The organism is Mesorhizobium sp. M7D.F.Ca.US.004.03.1.1 (assembly GCF_003998635.1).
Taxonomy (GTDB): domain Bacteria; phylum Pseudomonadota; class Alphaproteobacteria; order Rhizobiales; family Rhizobiaceae; genus Mesorhizobium; species Mesorhizobium loti.
Map to the genome: position 1 here is coordinate 1 of NZ_RZQG01001064.1, position 1,877 is coordinate 1,877.

Genomic DNA, 1,877 nt, shown 5'->3' on the forward strand with positions numbered 1-1,877 from the left:
TGCCTCAGGGCCATCAAGAACTGGCCGCAGAACGGGCCGCCGCGTGATCCCGCGGCCTGGCTGATCTTTGTCGGCCGCAACAGCGGCATCGATGCCGTGCGCAAGCGCGCCAAGCAGGCGCCGATGCCGGAGGAAGACCAGATTTCCGACCTGGAAGACGCTGAGAGCGATATCGCCGAGCGGCTGGACGGGGCGCATTACCGTGATGACATTCTGCGGCTGCTGTTCATCTGCTGCCATCCCGATCTGCCGGCAACGCAGCAGATCGCGGTGGCGCTGCGGATTGTCTCGGGCCTCACCGTCAAGCAGATCGCACGCGCCTTCCTGGTCGGCGAAAGCGCCATGGAGCAGCGCATCACCCGCGCCAAGGCGCGCATTGCGGACGCCGGCGTGCCGTTCGAGACTCCGGGTGCCGTCGAGCGCTCCGAGCGGCTCGCCGCTGTCGCAGCCATGGTCTACCTGATCTTCAACGAGGGCTATTCGACCAACAGCGGCGAGGCGCCGGCTCGCGCGCCGCTGTGCGAAGAGGCGATCCGGCTGGCACGGCTGTTGTTGCGGCTGTTCCAGACCGAGCCGGAGATCATGGGGCTGACGGCACTGCTGCTTCTGCAGCATGCGCGCGCACCGGCTCGATTTGACCAGAGCGGCGAGATCGTACTGCTCGAAGATCAGGATCGCAGCCTGTGGAGCCGCAAGATGATCGATGAGGGGCTGGCGCTGGTCGACAAAGCGCTACGGCATCGCAAGCCCGGCCCCTATCAGGTGCAGGCGGCTATTGCCGCGCTGCATGCGCGGGCCGAAAGGGCCGAGGACACCGACTGGAACGAGATCGACCTGCTCTACCGCTTGCTCGAGCAGATGCAGCCATCACCGGTGGTCACGCTCAACCGGGCCGTCGCGGTCTCCAAGGTGCGTGGACCGGCAGAGGCGCTCGCCATGATCGAGCCGCTGGAAGACCGGCTTTCCGGCTATTTCCATTTCTTCGGCCTCAAGGGTGGCCTTTTGATGCAGCTTGACCGGGGCGAGGAGGCGCGCGTCGCCTTCGACCGCGCCATTGCGCTTGCCAACACGGCGGCGGAAGCGGCCCATATCCGCATGCATATCGACCGGCTGATGAAGGACGGTGCCGTGCACGCGCCGGCGAAAAAGGCGAACTGAGCGTCATCTGCCCATCTGGCTCAATCGTGTAGCTTGGGCTTGGACCATGCCGGGGTGGCGATTTTCCCCTGAAACGAGTAATGCCACGCCATGACTGTGCCTGAAGTGCCTTTCGGTACGCGGGCGACACGGCGAAGGCTTAACCCAGCGCCATATAATGGCGACGGGATCTGAAAGGGACAAAAATGACGATAGCGAAGGAAACGGCCGAGCTTCTGGCTAATCTGGGTGTGGCCAAGGAGGCGCTTGTCAGCGGCGACCTGATCGTGCGGAGCCCTGTGACGGGCGAGCAGATCGCGGCGCTGAAGACGATCTCGCCGGCTGACGCGGCCAAGGTGATCGATGCCGCGCACAAGGCCTTCCAGGCGTGGCGGATGGTGCCGGGACCGAGACGTGGCGAGCTGGTGCGGCTGCTCGGCGAGGAGCTGCGTGCGCACAAGGCCGAGCTTGGCCGGCTGGTCTCGATCGAGGTCGGCAAGATCCCGTCCGAGGGGCTCGGCGAAGTGCAGGAGATGATCGACATCTGCGATTTCGCCGTCGGCCTCTCCCGGCAATTGTACGGTCTGACCATTGCCACCGAGCGCCCCGGCCATCGGATGATGGAAACCTGGCATCCGCTCGGCGTCGTCGGCGTCATTTCCGCCTTCAACTTCCCGGTCGCGGTGTGGTCGTGGAACGCAGCGCTGGCGCTGGTCTGCGGCGACGCGGTGGTGTGGAAG

At 65.3% G+C, this 1,877-nt stretch carries 2 protein-coding genes; both read left to right on the plus strand.

Annotated elements, in window-relative coordinates; genetic code table 11:
• Positions 1 to 1,158: RNA polymerase sigma factor (locus EN935_RS33875; protein WP_164771600.1), on the plus strand; the 1,158-nt coding region annotated here is incomplete at its 5' end.
• A gap of 185 nt (positions 1,159 to 1,343) precedes the next feature.
• Positions 1,344 to 1,877 (plus strand): aldehyde dehydrogenase family protein (locus tag EN935_RS33880; RefSeq protein ID WP_127374116.1); only part of this gene is annotated, 534 nt, incomplete at its 3' end.